Origin of the sequence: Lactococcus sp. S64 (assembly GCF_016516525.1) — a bacterium.
Classification (GTDB): Bacteria; Bacillota; Bacilli; order Lactobacillales; family Streptococcaceae; genus Lactococcus; species Lactococcus lactis.
This window is the reverse complement of the sequence record NZ_JACVUQ010000001.1, coordinates 471,717-491,801: the sequence shown is the minus strand read 5'-3', so window position 1 is coordinate 491,801 and position 20,085 is coordinate 471,717. Positions and strand designations below refer to the sequence as shown.

The window sequence follows — 20,085 nt, the reverse complement described above, 5'->3', positions numbered from 1 at the left end:
TTTTAAAAAAATCACTGACAAAAATCTGTCAGTGATTTTTAAATACTTGAACTTTTATCATATTGATTTAAATGATAAGTTTCAATCATATTGATAAGTTTGTCAGCATAAGTGGGGTCTGTTGCATAGCCAGAATTTTGAACGGCTTTAGCAGCAGTTTTATAATCAGTTGCACTAAGAACCGAAGCATATTGTTTAGAATTCCAAGTTGTTCCGTAAAGGAAAAGCTGGGTGTGTGCCGAAACTGAATCAGCAAAATTTGGATATACACGGAAAACACCTTGGACAGTGACCCACTGACCATTTTCATATTCTTGCGTAGCAAGCGAAACCTTTGGCACATCACCAGATGCTTTGACACCAAAAAGATTATGATATTTGCTTGCAAGTTCGCTTTTGCCAAAATTAGACTCAAGGCAGGCCTGAGCAATGGTGATAGAAGCGAGTACTTGACTTTCTTTTTGTGATTTTTGAGCGAGTGGAGCAATTTCTTTGATGAATTTATGTTCATTAATTTCTTGAAGTTGTGCTTCAGACGGCTTTTGTGCTTGGTTATTAAAAATTTTATTATAGACTAAGATTCCTAAAATAACTAGGAAAATAAAGATGAGCTGTTTTAACAAGGATTGACGTCGATTTGGTTTTCTTCGTCGAGTTTTATATTTCATAAAAATAGTTTAACATAAAATTCAAGTTCTTGGCTTAAAAATCAATATTTGTTATACTAAAAATAGTTAAGAAGTAAGCGATAAAATTTCTGTCAGTAAAATTTTACTGACAGCCATAAATTTTTACTGACAGAATCGGTATTGTCAATAAATAATTAAATAAAAGCCATGGAGGCAATCAAATGAATTTTTATGATTTTAGTGCCGTTAAAATGAACGGCGAAACTGTTTCAATGTCTGATTTTAAAGGCAAAGTTGTAATTGTGGTCAACACTGCAAGTAAATGTGGCTTTACACCGCAATTTGAAGGACTTGAAAAGTTGTATGAAAACTATAAAGACCAAGGATTGGAAATTTTAGGTTTTCCCTGTAATCAATTTGCTAATCAAGACGCTGGCGAAAATTCGGAGATCAATGAATTTTGTCAGTTAAATTATGGAGTCACTTTCCCCATGTTTCAAAAAATTAAAGTCAATGGTAAAGAAGCACATCCCCTTTATCAATTTTTGAAAAAAGAAGCAAAAGGGGCACTTAGCGGGACCATTAAATGGAATTTCACAAAATTTTTAATTGACCGAGAAGGAAATGTTATTGAACGTTTTGCCCCAAAAACGGAACCTAAAGAAATGGAAGAAGAAATCCAAAAATTATTTTAATTAATTTCTTAAGGAAAAGTGTTTTAAAACTTGTAAAAGCTCAATTATTTTGCTAAACTAATAAACAATAAAACTTTTAATCTAGTCCAGAGAGGCTAGCAAGGTTGTGAACAAGAAATATTATCCTTAAAAGTTACTGACAGAACTGTCAGTAAGTTGCTAAGGCATTTTAGGACACATCTGCTAGGTTTCTGGCAGATGTTTTTGCTTTATTTATGACATTTTAATGTTGAAAATAAAGTGCGCAAGGAGCGAAGCGGGTTGTGAATCATTTGCAACGAAGTTATGCTTTACTACAAAGGAGAAAACAAATGCCAAAACGCAATGATATCAAAAAAATCATGATTATCGGTTCTGGACCAATCATTATTGGTCAAGCCGCAGAATTTGATTATGCAGGAACACAAGCCTGTCTTGCACTTAAAGAAGAAGGCTACGAAGTTGTTTTAGTCAATTCAAATCCGGCAACAATCATGACTGACAGAGAAATAGCTGACACTGTCTATATTGAACCAATTACTTTAGAGTTTGTCAGTAAAATTTTGCGTAAGGAACGTCCTGATGCCTTATTGCCAACACTTGGTGGACAAACAGGGCTTAACATGGCAATGGAATTATCCAAAACAGGAATTCTAGAAGAGCTTAATGTTGAACTTCTTGGAACAAAATTAAGCGCCATTGACCAAGCAGAAGACCGTGAGCTCTTTAAAGAATTATGTGAAAGAATTGGTGAGCCACTCTGTGCCAGTGATATTGCAACAACGGTTGATGAAGCAGTTGAAATTGCTGACAAAATTGGTTATCCAATCATCGTCCGTCCTGCATTTACCATGGGTGGAACAGGTGGAGGAATTTGTGATACCGAAGAAGAACTTCGTGAGATTGTGGCAAATGGACTAAAACTTTCTCCAGTAACACAATGCCTAATTGAAGAATCAATTGCTGGTTATAAAGAAATCGAATATGAAGTTATGCGTGATTCTGCTGACAATGCGATTGTTGTCTGCAATATGGAAAATTTTGACCCAGTTGGAGTTCACACAGGTGACTCAATCGTTTTCGCACCAAGCCAAACGCTCTCAGATAACGAATATCAAATGCTTCGTGACGCTTCACTAAATATTATTCGTGCCCTAAAAATTGAAGGGGGATGTAATGTTCAACTTGCCCTTGACCCACATTCTTATGAATATCGAGTAATCGAAGTTAACCCACGGGTAAGTCGTTCATCAGCCTTAGCTTCTAAAGCAACAGGATATCCAATTGCAAAAATGTCTGCTAAAATTGCAATTGGGATGACACTAGATGAAATCATTAATCCAGTCACTAATAAAACTTATGCCATGTTTGAACCAGCACTTGACTACGTTGTAGCAAAAATCGCTCGCTTCCCATTTGATAAATTTGAAAATGGTGACCGTCACCTAGGAACACAAATGAAAGCAACAGGCGAAGTCATGGCAATTGGACGTAATATCGAAGAAAGTCTTCTAAAAGCTGTACGCTCACTTGAAATTGGTGTTTTTCATAATGATTTACAAGAAGCACAAGAAGCAGATGATGAAATCCTCTATGAAAAAATGGTTAAAACACAAGATGACCGACTTTTCTATGTTTCAGAAGCGATTCGTCGTGGAATTCCGATTGAAGAAATTGCTGATTTAACCAAGATTGATATTTTCTTTCTTGATAAATTACTCCATATCGTCGAAATTGAAGACCAATTAAAAGTAAATATATTTGAACCCGAACTCTTAAAAACGGCTAAGAAAAATGGATTTTCTGACCGTCAGATTGCCAAATTATGGAACGTTAGTCCAGAAGAAGTAAGACGTCGTAGACAAGAAAATCAAATTATTCCAGTTTACAAAATGGTTGATACTTGCGCGGCTGAATTTGAAAGCTCAACACCTTACTTCTATTCAACTTATGAATGGGAAAATGAATCTAAACGTTCAAGCAAAGAGAAAATAATTGTACTCGGCTCAGGTCCCATCCGAATTGGACAAGGAGTTGAATTTGATTATGCGACAGTTCACTGTGTAAAAGCACTTCAAGCCCTTGGAAAAGAAGCAATTGTCATCAACTCTAATCCAGAAACCGTTTCGACAGATTTCTCAATTTCAGATAAGCTCTATTTTGAACCACTAACTTTTGAAGATGTGATGAATATCATTGACTTAGAACAACCAGAAGGCGTGATTGTTCAATTTGGCGGACAAACAGCTATCAATTTAGCGGAACCTCTCTCTAAAGCTGGGGTTAAAATTTTAGGAACGCAAGTTGAAGATTTAGACCGTGCTGAGGACAGAGATTTATTTGAAAAAGCATTACAAGATTTAGAGATTCCACAACCACCAGGAGCTACAGCAACAAATGAAGAAGAAGCTGTTGCTAACGCCAATAAAATTGGTTATCCAGTCCTTATTCGCCCATCTTTTGTTTTAGGCGGTCGAGCAATGGAAATCATTAATAATGAAAAAGACCTGCGTGATTACATGAATCGTGCGGTAAAAGCTTCACCTGAACATCCAGTACTCGTTGATTCTTATTTACAAGGACGTGAATGTGAAGTTGATGCAATCTGTGATGGCACAGAAGTTCTTCTTCCAGGAATTATGGAACATATTGAACGAGCAGGGGTTCACTCAGGTGACTCAATGGCTGTCTATCCACCACAAACTTTTTCACAAGAAATTATTGATACAATTGTTGATTACACTAAACGATTAGCAATTGGTTTGAACTGCATCGGAATGATGAACATTCAATTTGTTATTTTTGAAGAACAAGTTTATGTCATTGAGGTAAATCCACGCGCGTCACGGACTGTTCCCTTTTTATCTAAAGTGACAAACATCCCAATGGCACAATTGGCGATACAAATGATTTTAGGGAAAAACTTGAAGGATTTAGGCTACACAGAGGGCTTAGCAGAAACTCCTGATATGGTTCACGTGAAAGCACCAGTCTTTAGCTTTACAAAACTAGCAAAAGTTGACAGCTTACTTGGTCCAGAAATGAAATCAACAGGTGAAGCAATGGGTTCAGATGTGACCCTTGAAAAAGCACTTTATAAATCATTTGAAGCCGCTAAACTGCACATGGCAGATTATGGTTCGGTCTTATTCACAGTTGCTGATGAAGATAAAGAAGAAACGCTAGAACTTGCTAAAGATTTCGCAGAAATAGGTTATTCATTAGTTGCAACTCAAGGAACCGCTGCATTCTTTAAGGAAAATGGACTTTATGTCCGTGAAGTTGAAAAACTAGCTGGTGGAGAAGATGAAGAAGGAACATTAGTTGAAGATATCCGTCATGGACGCGTTCAAGCAGTTGTGAATACAATGGGAAATACTCGTGCCTCATTAACAACGGCTACCGATGGTTTCCGTATTCGCCAAGAAGCAATTAGTCGCGGTATTCCACTTTTCACATCACTAGATACTGTTGCTGCAATTTTAAAAGTAATGCAAAGTCGTAGTTTTACAACTAAAAATATTTAAAAAATAAAAAGTTTCAAAATTTAATTTGTCTATAACAAAACCATTATAAGAAAGAATGTTCTAAGGATTACTATCCCTGAACAAGGATATTATTAGTCGTCAGTTTATTACTACTTGTCTTATTTTCATTATTTTGTTGTGGAAACATAAAAAACTCAAAAAGAGAAGAAACGAATGCTTAGTAAAAAACTTCCTTTTACTCTAAAATAAAAAACTTTCATTTTAAACGGGAGTTTTTTATTATTTTATTAGGGGCTTATACTAATATTAAATATTCTAATATTTTATTCTATTATTGGTCTTAAAGCAGTAAATCAATTAAAATTCCTCCATCAGTCTTAGCTATGACTCTGTTTGTAAGCTAATAATTATTTTTTTTGGTAAAATAATTAATAGAAATAGATTTGAGAAAGATGAACTTTTGCAAAAAAATTATGATTATATTATTTAATAAACCTTATGATGTACTAACAAAATTTACTGACGGAGAGGGGCGGAAAACTTTAAAAGATTATATTAAAATACCAAATGTTTATGCTGCTGGAAGATTGGATAAAGATAGTGAAGGTCTACTTTTACTGACAGATGATGGAAAGCTCAATCATTTACTGACAGACCCAAAATCAAAATCTTACAAGACTTATTTGGTTCAAGTAGAGGGAGAATTTTCGTCAGAAGCAGCGCAAAAGTTGCAAAAAGGTCTTCTATTAAAAGATGGAAAAACATTGCCTGCGAAAGTAAAATTAATTGATGAACCTGATTGGCTTTGGGAACGAACTCCACCAATTCGTGAACGAAAGGCAATTCCGACTAGCTGGGTTGAAATTTCAATCAAAGAAGGAAAAAATCGGCAAATTAGAAGAATGACGGCAGCGGTTGGTTTCCCAACGCTTCGGTTAATTCGTTGGTCAATTGGTCAATATTCACTGGGAAATCTAAAATCTGGGGAATATAAAATTATTCAAAAATAAAAAGGAATCATTTTGTGATTCCTTTTTATTTAGAAAGAACGTCCGCCACCAGAACCGTCACTGAAATTATTGTTATCAGAAGAAGGACGAGGGATAATTCTTGTAGTTATAAATGTGTTGACTAAAATATCTTCACGTTGATGAAGTTCTAAATTACCATTTCGGCCGTAATCGTAACGCCATACGGCATGAGCATCTTTCATTTGGTAACGACGATAGATGGTCCAAACGAAGCCACCAGCTGCAATCAAAGAAATGATAAGAGCAATCAAAATTGATAAGGGTTGAAAGCTGCGATGGAAAGTTACAGCTCCTGTTTCGGAATTGATAGAATACTTTCTTGATGTTGGAATTCCTGCTTGGTAATATTTAGAAACTTGGTCAAAAAATCCACTGACAGCCTGATAATAATTATTGTCAGTCAATTCGGGTTGGACAATGTCTAAGGTTTTTTCAATTCGACTTGAAGGCAAGTAGTATTTAAGATTTCCTGTTGCCCAAATATAAACTTTACGTAAGTTCATGTTAATGACCAAAACGACACCGTTGTTTTTAGCGCCTACTTTATCAGCCAGATAAGTTTTTGCCATTTGACTGGCAGGGGTAGAGCTATCTGTCGTGACAACATAGACACCCGCTTTTGTTTCATTGGCCAATTTCTGAGCTTCTTGTTCAAGGAGGGTTACATTTCCACCTAAAAGCTGAAGATTATCTTCAACTCCTGATGAGAACGTCGCCGCTGCTGTCTTTGGTGCAATGAGTAAAAAGAAGAAGCTTAGGAAAAATAAAGAAAGAATGACTAATTTTTTTCTCATGATAGCAAATACCCCACAATAATTCCAAGAAGAAGCACTAGAATAAAGATTCCAATGGCAACTGTCCAAAGTTTTTTCTTATCAATGGGTAGAAGTCCGGCTACTTTACCAGTTTGACCATTCATCGCGTAATAAAAGAGACGGTCATTGCCAGCTTCTTTATAAGTAACCAGCCAGATTGGGAGTAAAACGTATTCTTCATCGATATTTTTAATCTGCTGATTACTTTGTAAATTACTGACAGAAGTATAACCGACAATTGTTGATTCCATTAATCCGTCAGCATATTGACGAAATTCCCGTTCAACATTTTCTTTCATATCAGGGAATTCAATATCTCGTTTTTCAGTTAAAAAGCCAGAAAGATATTGATTTTTAAAAGGAATAGCAGCAGTCATATCAAAAGGCTGAACGGCGCCAACCATCTTGTCTGACAGATTTTTTTTCAAGGCATTTTTGATTAAATCCTTAAATTTTGTCTCTCCGCCCCGCTGAATCTCATATTGAGAATGCTCAGTGTACTCGGTATCGCCAACCATCCAAACACGTAAATTGGTGGCTTGCGCCGAAATACCGCCAGATAATTCAGCATCAACAGCCCAATAGGGGAAATAAACGCCTGATAGATTTTGAATTTGTTTTTTGTCAAAAAAGGCCTTGGGAACAAATTTTTTCTTGCCCACCCAGTCTAAAAATTGTTCTTCAGCCGCTTTTCTCTCAATTTGAAAAGGGAGAATTTTTTCGGGGAGAAATTTACCAGACAATCGCTCGGTCAGAACAACCGGATTATGACAATAATAGCACCAAGTTGAAGCAATTGTCGCATCAGTGACGATTTCTGCACCACAAGATGGACAGAGAAATAGTCCAATTTCTTCGTCAGTGTTTTCGTCAGCTCTTTTTTGGTCGCTGTCAGTAATTTTTTCCGTTTCGTCAGTCGTTTCAGCGTTACTGACAGAGCTGATAGGACTGTCAGTAACTTTTGCTGCCTCTTGCTTGGCCTCGAAATCAGAAACTTCTTGTTCCGTAAATGTTGAACCACAATATTCACAGTGAAATTTTTGATTTTTGGGTTCAAAAAGCAGTGGACCTCCACAATTGGGACATTTATGTGTAAGAACTTGGCTTTCGCTCATCGTTACTCCTTACTTTTAAGTTATGAAATCTGCTTATTTAGCAGGGGAAATTCAGTTAGAAACTAAAAGAATTTTCATCAGAAATAAATTCTTAAAAATACGCAAAGACAAGCAGCCCTAAGTTAGAACTACTTTATCTTAAATCATTATTTACATGTCTTAGAGCGCTTTGGCAACAAAAGGCTTACCACATTCAGGACAGAATTTAGGAACACCATTCGCCAAATTAACGACTGCTCCACACTCGTTACAAGCCATATTTAATTCAGGCATAACAGGAGTTGCTGAGGGTTTCGCTTGCCCACAATTTGAACAGAACTTACCGGTATTTTTAGTATTACATTCAGGACAAGTCCAAGTATCGGCCTTGTTCTCTGCTTGGGCTTGCATTTGAGCTTGGTTAGTTTGTGAAAAACCAGCTAGATTTTGTCCACCCATATTCATTCCCATAAAGGCATTTGTCGCACCACCAGTGTTTGAACCAGCGGCTTCAAGACCACGAGCAACAGCTCCTTGGACAAAACCTTCACGGATAGAAGGGTCACCAAGCATTGCGCCTTGATTACGCATGTTAATTAATTTTTGACTGTCATCAGTGTAAGAAATGCTAGCGACAGCAACGGAAACAATTTCCATTCCTCGCAACTGTTTCCAATCTTCATCAAGAACAGAGGCCATGTATTTGCTGAGCTCCATACTTTTTGAAGTTAAGAATGAAACCCGTTCGCCTTGAGCAGAATATTGGTTAATTGACGTATTTAAAGCCGTTAAAAATTCAGCCAAATATTGGTCATTAATTTCTTGAATTTCGACATGGTCAGCATTTTTAGGAATGACGTTTGCGTAAAAAGCAAGAGGGTCAGTGATTTTTATTGAATAAGTTCCATGTGTACGCAAGAAAAGCTCTGCATTATAAAAATTATCAAAGTATTGAAGAGGTGTCGCTGTTCCAAATTTAATGCCTTTAATTTCTTGAAGATTGACATAATAAACTTCTTGTTTTTGAGGAGTTGTTCCACCAAATTTGAAACGGAAGAAGCTTTCTTGAATTGAATCACGCAAATCACCATTAAAAAGACTTGGCGCAGTGTCGTTTTTGACAGTATAATATCCAGGTTCAGCGGTGTAATCAATAATTTTACCACCATCCACAAGAATCATCATCATGTTTTCATAAACGTGAACGATAGAACCGTCAGTAATTACGTCTTCGGTTCCTTTACGATTAGAACCACGTTTTGCATCTTTTCTTACTTTAATTCCCTTAGTGAAAACCGTTTGGTCTGACATTTCATTTGGCTCAATGACCTCAAGCCATTGGTCAGCCAACGCCCCACCGAGTGAACCTGTTGCAGCTTTAATAATTCCCATGTATTCTTTTACAAACAAATTCAATTCAAAACAAAATTTTAGAGAATGAATTTGCCTTCCTTTCCTTTAGTGAATAGCTCAGCTATTTGACTTAATTATATCAAATTTCTCTGACGAAACCTATCAATTATTTGAAAATTTACTAAAATCAGACTAAAGTCGGAATTTATTGATTCTCTCTTAACCAGTCGCTAATTTTAGGAAGATATTCATGGCCGTATTCAGGTAAGACATAGAGAGATTTTTTACTTTGTATTTTATTGTAAGCCGCCATTTGCGTAATCGGAGGAACAACAGTATCTTTGCCGCCTAGGATCCAAATGACCTCAGCCTTAATTCTTGGTGCTAAATTTTGAATATCAATGTATTCCAACTGATTAAAAAACCAGTCTTCTTTTAGATGAAGTGGATCTTTAAACTGAAACCAATATGGAAGTTCTTCGAAAGCAGATTCCTCGGCACCAAGCTCATAAGCTTTGCGATAATCTGAAAGAAAGGGGTAAGTGGCAGTCGCCTTTTTTATAAGAGGAGAAAGTGCGGCGCAAGCAACGGCAAGCGCTCCACCTTGAGAAGCACCTTGTGCACTTATATTTGTTTCATCAACAAAATCAAACTCGGATAAAATTTTGGTTGCAGTTATTAAGTCCATAAATTGGCGAACGTAATAGAGATTTTCATACCCTTCATCAATTCCTCGAACAATGAGTCCCTTCATTGTCATCCCCATAGTTTGAATATTATCTTGACTTAAACCACCTTGTCCTCGACAATCAAGCGCAAGAACTACATTCCCTTCGGCAACTATCCCTATTTTATCGACCCAATCCCCACTATCGCAATGATAACCATGAAATTGTAAGATGGCTGGGTATTTCTCTTTCAAATTCTTGGGAACAATTAACTGAGCATGAATTTTAGCTCCATCAATAGCTGTAAACCATAAATGATAAAACTTTGCTACCTTAGAGGAAAGATTTTTTTCTATTAATTCAAATTCAAAATGATGATTCGAAACCAAATTAATTTTTTCATCCCAAAATTTTTCAAAAGTCTCTGGTTTAAGTGAACTTCCTTGATAATCCTGCCAATTGTTTATTTTTGCCATAATACTCTCCGATTTAGTCTTGCAATTCTTTTTGAAAAGGTTTACACTTATTTTGTTTAATATAAGTATATACTTTTGATAAGAGAAAGGCAAGAAAAATGAAAGCAATCAAAGCAGCAAGTTTTGGATACTATGCTAAACCAGGAGAGTTAAATAATTGCAATGCTCAGCGGTCGATGAAAATTCTGAAAGAACGAACAAATATTAATACGATTGTTTTAACCATTGTAGCTGAGCAAGCAAATGCTCACACAACAAGCATTAATTGGCAGACTATGCCACCAAAAGATGAGGAAGTAAAAGCGACAATTCGCTATGCTCAAAGTCTGGGACTAGACGTCATCTTAAAACCAATGATTAATTGTACCGATGGCACTTGGCGAGCTTATATTAATTTTTTTGATATTGATGTTATTTGTGAACCAAAATGGTCAGATTGGTTTGCAGCTTATACTGAATTTCAGCTTCATTATGCTAAAATCGCTCAAGAATGTGGAGCTACAATGTTTGTTGTAGGCTGTGAGCTCGTTAGCTCAGACCATCGAGAAAAAGAATGGCGGAAGTTGATTGACGATGTTCGTGAGATTTATAAAGGTTTGATTACTTATAATTGTGACAAATACCAAGAAAATCATTTGACTTGGTGGGATGCAGTTGACGTCATTTCAAGTTCTGGATATTATCCCTTTGATCAATGGGATAAAGAGCTAAGGCGAATCGAAAAAGTCATAAAAAAATATGACAAACCTTTTTTCTTCTGTGAAGCAGGTGCTCCAAGTATTGATGGTGGAGATTTATTGCCAAATGATTGGACCATCAAAGGAGAAGTAAATCTTGAAGCTCAAACGCGGTATTATAAAGGAATGCTCACCGCTTGTGCCAAGGTGGATTTTGTCTTAGGTTTTGGTCTCTGGGATTGGAAAGCTCAAGTTTATTCTGAGGATCAGGCAAGATTTGACAAAGATTATGCTTTTTACAACAAACCAGCTGAAAAATTAATCAAAGATTATTATGATAAACCTTAAAAAACGTATAGTGTAATAAAATCAAAAAAAGTGTTGACAAAAATATTTTAAAAGTATATACTTATTCCATAAAATAAAAACGCTTACAAAAAAGCGGATAAGGAGAAAATCATCATGAAAAAACGGTATATTTTTGGTTCACTCGCTATTATGGGTTTGGCAGCACTAACGCTTGCAGCTTGCGGTAGCAAAACCTCCTCGTCGGGGACTGGAAAGAATATCAAGGCAACCATTACCTTTGTTAACCAAAAAACTGACATGCACTCCAATGGAATGTGGAAAAAGTATATTGCTGAGTTTAATAAAGAATACCCTAACATCACTATTAAAGAACAAGCCTTAAATAACTATGACCAAACAGAGCAAACACGGATGTCATCGAAAAATTTTGGTGATGTCGTTGCGATTCCAGCAGCAGTTGCACCAAAAGACTATCCTAATTTCTTTAGCTCACTAGGTAAAACCAAGGATTTAGAAAAGAAATATACTAGTCTACAAGACCGTACTTACAAAGGAGAACAATACGGACTTCCTTCAGAAGTCAATGCAAATGGTTTTGTCGTTAATTGGAATGTTTTCAAAAAAGCTGGTATTGATAAATGGCCCACGACTACGGATGAATTTATCCAAGATTTAAAAACAATTAAAGCAAAATTACCTGATGTTACTCCTTTGTACACCAACTATGCTTGTGGTTGGGCATTAGTTGATTGGGACTTCCAACGTTCATCAGTAGCTGGAGATCCAAACTTTGATTTAGCACTTGCCAAAACAGATAAACCTTTCACAGAAGGCCAGCCCATGTATACTATTTACAATACACTTTACACCGCTGCTAAAGATGGCTTGATTAATCATGATCCAACGACAGATGATTGGAATACTTCAGTTTCGCAAATGGCTAAAAATAAAGTTGCAGTGATGATGCTTGCGACATGGGCTGTTCCTCAAGTTCAATCTCAAATGTCATCAAATAAAGATGCGATTAACGTTGAACCCTTCCCACAAACCGCTCCTGACGGAAAAACTTATATGCTTGTTGGTGGCGACTATAACTGGGGAGTTAATAAAAACAGTAAAAATCAAGAAGCCGCTAAGGATTGGGTTAATTGGCTGGTAGATAAATCTGATTTCGCTAAAGATAATGGTGGAATGACAGCTATGAAAAATCAACCTTACCCAACAGATTTAAATGATGCTAAGAAAAATGGAGTCGTATTCTTTGAAGCAGGTTCTACACCAGCAGATAAAGCAGACTTATTCTCAAATATTAATAATGGTTCGCAAGTTGGAATTGGTACAACTCAAACTGTTAAACAACAAATTATTGATTCAGGAGTTGGCTCATCTAAGAAGTCTTTTGCCTCTATTATGGATGGATTAAATACTGCTTGGTCACAAAATGTAAAACAATATAATCCGGATAAAAAGTAGAAAATTTCATAATTTAAATATATTTTTAGAAAAAAGAAAGGTGCTGGGTTGGAAATTTATTTTCCAACCTTTCATTTTGGAGGTTCTTATCTTGAGTAAGTTATCGCAAAAAGCGCAGAAAAGATTAATTATTTTTTCATTTACTATTGTCCCTATTGTCTTGCTTTTAATGTTTTCCTACTATCCCTTGGTGAAAATGGTTCAATATTCGCTGACCGATTGGAACGGAATTTCGCCAAGCTCAAACTATCTCGGATTTGCTAATTATGAAAAAGTTTTTTCAAATCCCAATTATTTTGGTGTTTTTAAGACAAGTTTATATTATTTTTTATCAAGTTTTCCGCAACTTGGACTTGCCCTACTTTTTGCGACAATTTTATCTTTCAAAGTTAAATTTGCAAATTTTTGGAAAGGAATTTTATTTTTCCCTTACTTACTTAATGGGGTAGCGATTGGTTTTATGTTCTTATATTTTTATAAAACTGGTGGAACATTAGATTCTCTTTTACATCTGTTTGGAATCCATCACCTTCCGCTCTGGTTAGGAAATCAATCAATCAATAATATTTCTTTATCATTTGTATCTATTTGGCGTTATATGGGATTTAATTTTTTAATTTTTCTTGGTGCCATTCAATCAGTTGACCCTGAAATTTATGAAGCAGCAGAAATTGATGGTGCGAATCGTTGGAATCAATTTCGATATATCATTATTCCAGCAATCAGAAATATCTTATTTTTGAATATTATTTTATCTGTTTCGGGATCACTTTCAGTATTTGAAGTGCCATACATCATGACAGGAGGTGCAAATGGAACAATGACATTCGTCATTCAAACGGTACAAACAGCTTTTAATTATAATCAAGTGGGACTAGCTTCAGCAATGGCTGTTATTCTTTTGATTATTGTCGTCCTCGTTTCGGCAGCTCAGTTTATTTTAACGCAAGACAGAAGTGATGCTAAAAAGAAAGCAGGTGCATGATGAATAAAACGAACAAGAAAGTCTTTCATATTGGTGACGTTCTAAAATATATTCCATTAGTTTTAGCTGCTATTGTAGCAGTTTTACCGCTTTTAGTCGTGTTTATAGGGTCATTTAAATCAATGACAGAATTTACTAATTCTGGTGTATTGACCTTGCCAAAACATTTTTCAATAGATAATTATACTAAAGCTTTTACCGAAGGGAATATGTTGACTGGCTTTAAGAATACTGTGATTATTTTCGTGGTATCAATGGTTGGACAACTTTTGATTTCCTCATCATTTGCTTATGTGATGAATCGGTTTGAATTTCGGCTGAAAAGGCTCATTTTAGCTTTATTTACAATCGCTATGTTGATTCCAGCGATTACTTCGCAAGTTGCAGTCTTTCAATTAGTTAATAAACTTGGCTTAGTAGGGACGCGTTGGTCAGTGATTATCCTTTATATTGGAACAAATGTGATTGCACTTTACATTTTTCTCCAATTTTTACAAGAAATTCCTTATTCTTTAGATGAATCTGCTTTGCTAGATGGGGCATCATACTTTAGAATCTTTTGGTCAATCATTTTGCCAAATCTGAAAGCACCGATTGTAACTATGGTCATTATTTCTGGTGTTGGTGTATATAATGATTTTTATAATCCATATCTTTATATGCCAGACCCTAGTTTACAGGTCATTTCGACGGCACTTTTTGCTTTCAAAGGTTCATCGGTTGTGCAATGGCCGGTCATCTTGGCTGGGGTTATGATTGTGATTATTCCGATTTTGATTGTCTTTATCGTTTTACAAAAATATATTTATAATGGGGTAACAGGAGCGGTTAAATGAAAGTATCAGGTTTTATTTGGTTTGTTCAACAGGTTTATATGATAATCATAGCCTCTTTAATGTTCTGGTTAAATTTTCTGCTTGGTTTTGTTTTTTTAGGGACAACTTTTTCTTTTAAAAGGACCTTTGCTTACATTGAAGGAACTTACTATGATAAATATCACGAAAGAACAAAAGAGGTTAAGTTGAAATTTGAATGGAGCAATTTGATTTTTCTTTTTACAGTCGGAGTTTTCATTTTGGCTAGCCATTTTCCTTTAAGTAACTTAAGTACATTTTTGATTTTGGTTAGTTTGGCTTATTTTGTTCTGACTTTGATATATATTATTTTCAAGACCTATTATAGACTTGAAAAGTTTACAGATGTCATGCAAAAACTAATGAGAAATTGGACAATGGCAATTTATAGCTTAATGCTCATTATTTTAGCTATTTTCTTGACTGGTTTTAATCGAGTTTGGTTCTTATTTTTTATTCCTGGATTATTCTGTAAAATGATTGATATTTCCTTTAAACACTTAGATAAAAAGAAAGTGAAAATAAATGACTAAATTAATATTTCCAAAAGAGTTTTGGTGGGGGGCGGCGACAAGTGGTCCACAAACTGAAGGCCGGTTTAAAAAGAAAGCCGCCAATATTTTTGATTATGATTTTGAAAAATTTCCTGAACATTTTTGGCAGGGTATTGGTCCTGATATGGCTAGTAATTTTTATAATGATTTTCGAGAAGATATTAAGTTGATGAAAAAGCGGGTTTAAATTCGGTGAGGACAAGCATTCAATGGTCACGTTTAATTGATGATTTAGAAGAGGGGACAGTAAATCAAGATGCAGTCGACTTTTATAATGCTGTCATTGATGAGTTTATAGCCAATGGAATTCGCCCAGTCATCAATCTACATCATTTTGATTTACCAGTTGATTTACTTCATAAATATGGAGGATGGACAAATAAACATGTGATTACATTGTATGTAAAATTTGCTGAGCAATGTTTTAAACTCTTTAGCGATCGAGTGAGTGACTGGTTTACCCATAATGAGCCAATGGTAGTGGTTGAAGGGGGTTATCTCTATCAATTTCATTATCCAGATTTGGTTGATGGAAAACTTGCAGTACAAGTAGCCTATAATTTGCAATTAGCTTCAAGTTTAGCAATTCAAAAATTTCATGAAATCAATCAAAATCCTAATGGTAAAATAGGAATTGTATTAAATCTAAGCCCAAATTATCCAGCGTCAGAGGATAAAAAAGATATAGCTGCGGCTCATATTGCGGATTTATGGCAAAATCAGCTATTCATGGATGCTTCTGTCAAAGGAGAATTTCCTAAGGAATTGGTTGAAATCTTAACTAAAGATAAAGTAATTTGGCAATCAACTAAAGAAGAATTAGCAATTATAAAAAATAATAAAGTCGATAGACTTGGAGTTAACTATTATCATCCAAATCGAGCACAAAAGCCCTATTATTCACCAGATAGCTTAGCTATAGATTGGTTACCAAATAAATATTTTGCTAATTATCAAATGCTGGGTGCTCGAATGAATGTTGATAAGGGTTGGGAAATTTATCCTCGAGCATTATATGAAATTGCAAAAAATATCCAAGAAAATTATGATAATATTCCTTGGTTTGTGTCAGAATGTGGTATGGGAGTTAGCAATGAGGAACGTTATTTGAATGAAGAGGGACAGATTGATGATGATTATCGGATTCAATTTATTCAAGAACATTTGTATTGGTTGCATCAAGCAATCGAGGAGGGAAGTTCTTGTTTTGGCTTTCATCTATGGACACCGATTGATTGTTTTAGTTGGCGTAATTCTTATCGTAATCGTTATGGCTTGATTTCGGTGAATATCCATACACAAGAAAAGACTTTAAAAAAATCGGCTTATTACTTTAAAAATTTAGCAGAACATTCGGTATTAGAGCTTTCTGAGGAATTCTTTGATAAATTTAATTAAACATTTCTTTTTTGAGGTAAATAGTGCTATAATTCGGATAATAATAGAGAAGGTTTTGAAAGGAGAGGTATTTGAATAAATACGCAAAAATCCGAAATGATGTAAGAAATAAAATTATTTCGGGAAAATATAAACCTGGAACTTTACTCCCTAAAGAATCGGAAATGATTATGAAATATAGTGCTTCCAAATTAACAATAAAAAAAGCAATGGATGAGCTTGTCAATGAAGGTTTAATTGTTAAGCGAAGAGGAAGTGGAACATTTGTTAAAGGATTAAGTACTGAGGACATTGAAAAATTAAAGGTGGTCAATCAGTTTCAGGGTTCAAGTGCATTCTTTGCTGATAAAGTGGTTGAAAGCCGAATTTTAGTATTTGAGGTAGTAAAGTCTGAGCCAGAAATAATGGAACGATTGGGACTAGGTGAAGTTAGTGATTTATACCATGTTGTCCGTACTCGTTTGATAGATGGAGAACCTTATGTTATTGAGAGTACTTATATGCCCGTTGATTTAATCAAAAATTTAACTTTTGAAATCTGTTCAGGGTCAATTTATGAGTATATTGAAGATGAACTTGGTTTAACGATTGGAAGTGCTCATCGTAGAATTGAAGCTCGAAAAGGGACTGATGAAGAATTGACAGAGTTAGGTGGAGAGTTTGGAGATCCAATTGTTTTAGTCTCACAAGTTGGTTATCTATCAGATGGGAGAACTTTTGAATTTTCGACGAATGTTCATCGTTATGATAAATATGCTTTTGAAACAGTTCTAATGCATAAAAACTAAATTAAAGTTAAGGCTTGCATTTTATCAGATTTATAGATATAATAGACAAGTTATAACTTTCGTACAGATAACATAAATTATGTTGAATTATACAGAGGCGAAATTATTATTTTAGGATAATAATTTCGTCTCTTTTTGTTTAGTTTTAGGAGATTTTATTGCATGAATAAAAACAACCATTTCCACTTATTGGGGGCAGTGATTGCTACAGGGATTTTGTCATTTTCTGGCGTTTTGATTGAAACGGCGATGAATGTGACTTTCCCAACGCTGATTAATGAGTTTGGACTTTCTACTTCAAAAATACAATGGGTAACGACGATTTATCTGCTTGTGATTGCGATTACGATTCCGCTCTCTTCTTATTTTAATGAGCGATTTTCAGCAAGAAAACTTTTCTTGGTCGCTAATCTTATCTTTTTAGTTGGGGTTTTAACCAACTGTTTCTCACCAAATTTTGCCATGCTATTATTTGGCCGACTTTTACAAGGGGTGGGAACCGGGATTGGTTTACCTCTGATGTTCCACCTGATTTTGACTAAAGCACCACTTCATAAAAGAGGAATGATGATGGGGATTGGGACTTTAACGACTTCCATCGCTCCGGCTATTGGCCCAACTTATGGAGGAATTATTTCTAATTCGCTTGATTGGCGTTATATCTATATTTTCCTTTTACCTTTGGTGGTAATTTCTTTAGTGCTTGGTTTGGCTTGTCTTCCAAGAGAAGGGGCAAAAACGCCCAAGAAATTGGCGCTTTGTCCAGTTATTGCATTATCAATCATGTTCTTTGCTTTCATTTCGGCTCTAAGTGCAGAGCATTTAATGACTTTCGCCTTACTCTTTATTGTAGGATTGGTTGGAGCTTTCTTGTTTGTTCGATTCAACCGCAAAGAAAGTTTAATTGATTTAGGAATTTTGAAAAATCACCGATTTGTGGCGCTAATTTTCAGTCTTTTAGTATATCAAGCTTTGCTATTAGGTCTATCTTTTGTTTTACCAAGTTTTATTCAAGTTTCTGCGGGATTTAGTTCATCAGTGGCGGGACTATTTATGTTTCCTGGAGCTTTGATTGGCGCAGTTTTAGCACCAATTTCTGGGAAAGTTTTGGACCAAATTGGTGCCAGAAAACCAATTACGACTGGTTTGATTTTAGCAGCTCTTGGTCTTGCTTTGCTCTTCGTTTTTTTACCAACAAAAAGTCTTGCTTTACTCTTGGTGGCACACATTGTCTTGATGTTAGGCCTTGGGATTTCATATAGTAACTTGATGACTTGTAGCTTGAGCACTTTAGCTACTGACCAACTTTCTGATGGAAATGCTTTGGTCAATACTTTGCAACAATTTATCGGTGCAGTAGCAACAGCAGTTGTCGCAACGACACTTTCAATTTTCCAAGGACTCAATGGCTTCAAAGTTGGAACAAGTCATGGAACTTCAATTATTTTAGCTCTATTTTTCATCTTGATTATCGTGAGTTTAATTGTCAGTTTCCCAAATTTGAAAAAAATTAGGGCCAATCATTAAAAAAATCTTTGACGAATGACACTTTTTTCGTTATAATATTTTAAAACCTTTAACTAAGTCCAGAGAGGCTTGCAAGGATACGGAAAATTTAATTTGGTTTACTGACAGCTTAAAGATGAACTTTTTTAGCGCATTTATTCTGTCAGTAAATTACCAGTTTTTTAGTACACTTGTAAGTTCTCTTACAAGTGTTTTTTTGTGTCAATTAAAGAGTTGCCAGTAAATCTGAACTTTCTGTCAGTAAAATGCGATTAACATGAGCATTTTATCGATGAATAAAAGAAGGTTCAGCAAGCTGAACTTTCTGTCAGCAATGCGATTAACATGAGCATTTTATCGATAAATAAAAGAAGGTTCAGTAAGCTGAACTTTCTGTCAGTAATGCGATTAACATGAGTATTTTATCGATAAATAAAAGAAGGTTCAGCAAGCTGTAGCTTCTGTCCGAATAAAGAATGGAGAAATAATGCCTAAGTTACAAGAGATGATGACGATTGTCAGCCAACGTGAGGTTGCTTCTAATATTTTCGAGATGGTTCTTAAAGGAGAGCTAGTAGAAGAGATGGATTTGCCGGGACAATTTTTACATCTTGCGGTGCCTAATGCTAATATGCTTTTACGTCGCCCAATCTCTATTTCCAGTTGGGATAAAGTCGCAAAAACTTGTACGATTCTTTATCGAATTGGGGACGAAACAAGTGGAACTTATGAAATTTCAAAATTACAAACAGGTGCAAAAATTGATGTAATGGGCCCACTGGGAAATGGTTTTCCAGTAGATGAAGTAGTTTCGACTGATAAAATTTTAATTGTTGGCGGAGGAATCGGAGTTCCACCTCTCTATGAATTGGCTAAACAACTTGAAGAAAAAAACTGCCAAATGACCATTTTGCTAGGTTTCGCTTCTGAAAAGGTCAAGATTTTAGAGAAGGAATTTGCTGAACTAAAAAATGTAAGCTTGAAAATTGCAACTGACGATGGCTCTTATGGAACAAAAGGTCATGTTGGGATGTTAATGGAAGAAGTTGATTTTGAAGTTGACGCTCTTTATACTTGTGGTGCGCCAGCCATGCTCAAAGCTGTTGCAAAAAAATATGACCAGTTGGAACGACTTTATATTTCAATGGAAAGCCGGATGGCTTGTGGAATCGGAGCATGTTATGCTTGCGTTGAACATGATAAAGAAGATGAGAATCATGCCCTTAAAGTCTGTGAAGATGGCCCTGTATTTTTTGGAAAACAACTATCACTATAATTGGACTACTCTATCGGCATAAAAAAAATCATCAGTA

At 35.4% G+C, this 20,085-nt stretch carries 16 protein-coding genes and 1 pseudogene; 12 read left to right on the top strand and 5 right to left on the bottom strand.

Going from position 1 to position 20,085, the window contains the following annotated elements; all coding sequences use genetic code 11:
• Positions 1-38 precede the first annotated feature (38 nt).
• Complete coding sequence (locus tag IAE51_RS02250) at positions 39-668, bottom strand: glycoside hydrolase family 73 protein (RefSeq protein WP_012897981.1); 630 nt, start codon at positions 666-668, stop codon at positions 39-41.
• Positions 669-850: 182 nt separating this feature from the next.
• Between IAE51_RS02250 and IAE51_RS02245 the strand changes: the two genes are divergently transcribed.
• From IAE51_RS02245 to IAE51_RS02235, 3 genes are all read left to right on the top strand, one after another.
• Entirely contained in the window at positions 851-1,324 is a 474-nt protein-coding gene (locus tag IAE51_RS02245; protein WP_103054846.1) for a glutathione peroxidase, read from the top strand.
• Positions 1,325-1,635: 311 nt separating this feature from the next.
• Positions 1,636-4,830: a carbamoyl-phosphate synthase large subunit gene (gene carB, locus IAE51_RS02240; RefSeq protein ID WP_200094627.1), complete on the top strand. Its 3,195-nt coding sequence runs from the start codon at positions 1,636-1,638 to the stop codon at positions 4,828-4,830.
• A 434-nt stretch (positions 4,831-5,264) separates the two neighbouring features.
• Positions 5,265-5,801 carry an rRNA large subunit pseudouridine synthase E gene (locus IAE51_RS02235; RefSeq protein WP_025017118.1) on the top strand — a complete coding sequence of 179 codons (537 nt, stop codon included), beginning with the start codon at positions 5,265-5,267 and terminating at the stop codon, positions 5,799-5,801.
• A 29-nt stretch (positions 5,802-5,830) separates the two neighbouring features.
• On the opposite strand, the gene IAE51_RS02230 is transcribed toward IAE51_RS02235, so the two are convergent.
• From IAE51_RS02230 to IAE51_RS02215, 4 genes are all read right to left on the bottom strand, one after another.
• A complete protein-coding gene (locus IAE51_RS02230) occupies positions 5,831-6,616 on the bottom strand; it encodes a TPM domain-containing protein (protein ID WP_129880884.1) in 786 nt (261 codons plus the stop codon).
• On the bottom strand, positions 6,613-7,752 hold the full coding sequence (locus IAE51_RS02225) for a TFIIB-type zinc ribbon-containing protein (RefSeq protein ID WP_129880883.1): 1,140 nt from the start codon (positions 7,750-7,752) through the stop codon (positions 6,613-6,615). The genes IAE51_RS02230 and IAE51_RS02225 overlap by 4 nt, the downstream gene beginning before the upstream one ends.
• Positions 7,753-7,911: 159 nt before the next feature.
• The gene (locus tag IAE51_RS02220) at positions 7,912-9,123 is read right to left on the bottom strand and encodes an SPFH domain-containing protein (RefSeq protein WP_003132414.1); all 1,212 of its coding nucleotides are present in this window, start codon (positions 9,121-9,123) and stop codon (positions 7,912-7,914) included.
• A 166-nt stretch (positions 9,124-9,289) separates the two neighbouring features.
• Entirely contained in the window at positions 9,290-10,228 is a 939-nt protein-coding gene (locus IAE51_RS02215) for an acetylxylan esterase (protein WP_200094625.1), read from the bottom strand.
• Between the two features lie 98 nt (positions 10,229-10,326).
• Here IAE51_RS02215 and IAE51_RS02210 point away from each other — a divergent pair, with 98 nt between their 5' ends.
• The 9 genes and pseudogenes from IAE51_RS02210 (at position 10,327) to IAE51_RS02170 (ending at position 20,048) form a co-directional block, all read left to right on the top strand.
• Complete coding sequence (locus IAE51_RS02210; protein WP_038600580.1) at positions 10,327-11,253, top strand: 1,4-beta-xylanase; 927 nt, start codon at positions 10,327-10,329, stop codon at positions 11,251-11,253.
• A 114-nt stretch (positions 11,254-11,367) separates the two neighbouring features.
• Positions 11,368-12,687, top strand: coding sequence for an ABC transporter substrate-binding protein (locus IAE51_RS02205; protein ID WP_058211049.1), 1,320 nt, complete (start codon positions 11,368-11,370; stop codon positions 12,685-12,687).
• 91 nt (positions 12,688-12,778) lie between these two features.
• Positions 12,779-13,672, top strand: a complete 894-nt coding sequence (locus IAE51_RS02200; RefSeq protein WP_080613247.1) for a carbohydrate ABC transporter permease — start codon at positions 12,779-12,781, stop codon at positions 13,670-13,672.
• The gene (locus IAE51_RS02195) at positions 13,672-14,508 is read left to right on the top strand and encodes a carbohydrate ABC transporter permease (RefSeq protein WP_012897970.1); all 837 of its coding nucleotides are present in this window, start codon (positions 13,672-13,674) and stop codon (positions 14,506-14,508) included. Before IAE51_RS02200 ends, IAE51_RS02195 begins: the two co-directional genes overlap by 1 nt.
• A complete protein-coding gene (locus tag IAE51_RS02190; protein WP_200094623.1) occupies positions 14,505-15,059 on the top strand; it encodes a hypothetical protein in 555 nt (184 codons plus the stop codon). The genes IAE51_RS02195 and IAE51_RS02190 overlap by 4 nt, the downstream gene beginning before the upstream one ends.
• A pseudogene (locus IAE51_RS02185) lies at positions 15,052-16,478 on the top strand (glycoside hydrolase family 1 protein). The gene IAE51_RS02190 and the pseudogene IAE51_RS02185 overlap by 8 nt, the downstream one beginning before the upstream one ends.
• A gap of 71 nt (positions 16,479-16,549) precedes the next feature.
• A complete protein-coding gene (locus tag IAE51_RS02180) occupies positions 16,550-17,266 on the top strand; it encodes a GntR family transcriptional regulator (protein WP_029344010.1) in 717 nt (238 codons plus the stop codon).
• 162 nt (positions 17,267-17,428) lie between these two features.
• Positions 17,429-18,793 carry an MDR family MFS transporter gene (locus IAE51_RS02175; RefSeq protein WP_058204796.1) on the top strand — a complete coding sequence of 455 codons (1,365 nt, stop codon included), beginning with the start codon at positions 17,429-17,431 and terminating at the stop codon, positions 18,791-18,793.
• 466 nt (positions 18,794-19,259) lie between these two features.
• Positions 19,260-20,048 carry a dihydroorotate dehydrogenase electron transfer subunit gene (locus IAE51_RS02170; protein ID WP_200094620.1) on the top strand — a complete coding sequence of 263 codons (789 nt, stop codon included), beginning with the start codon at positions 19,260-19,262 and terminating at the stop codon, positions 20,046-20,048.
• The last annotated feature ends 37 nt before the right edge of the window (positions 20,049-20,085 follow it).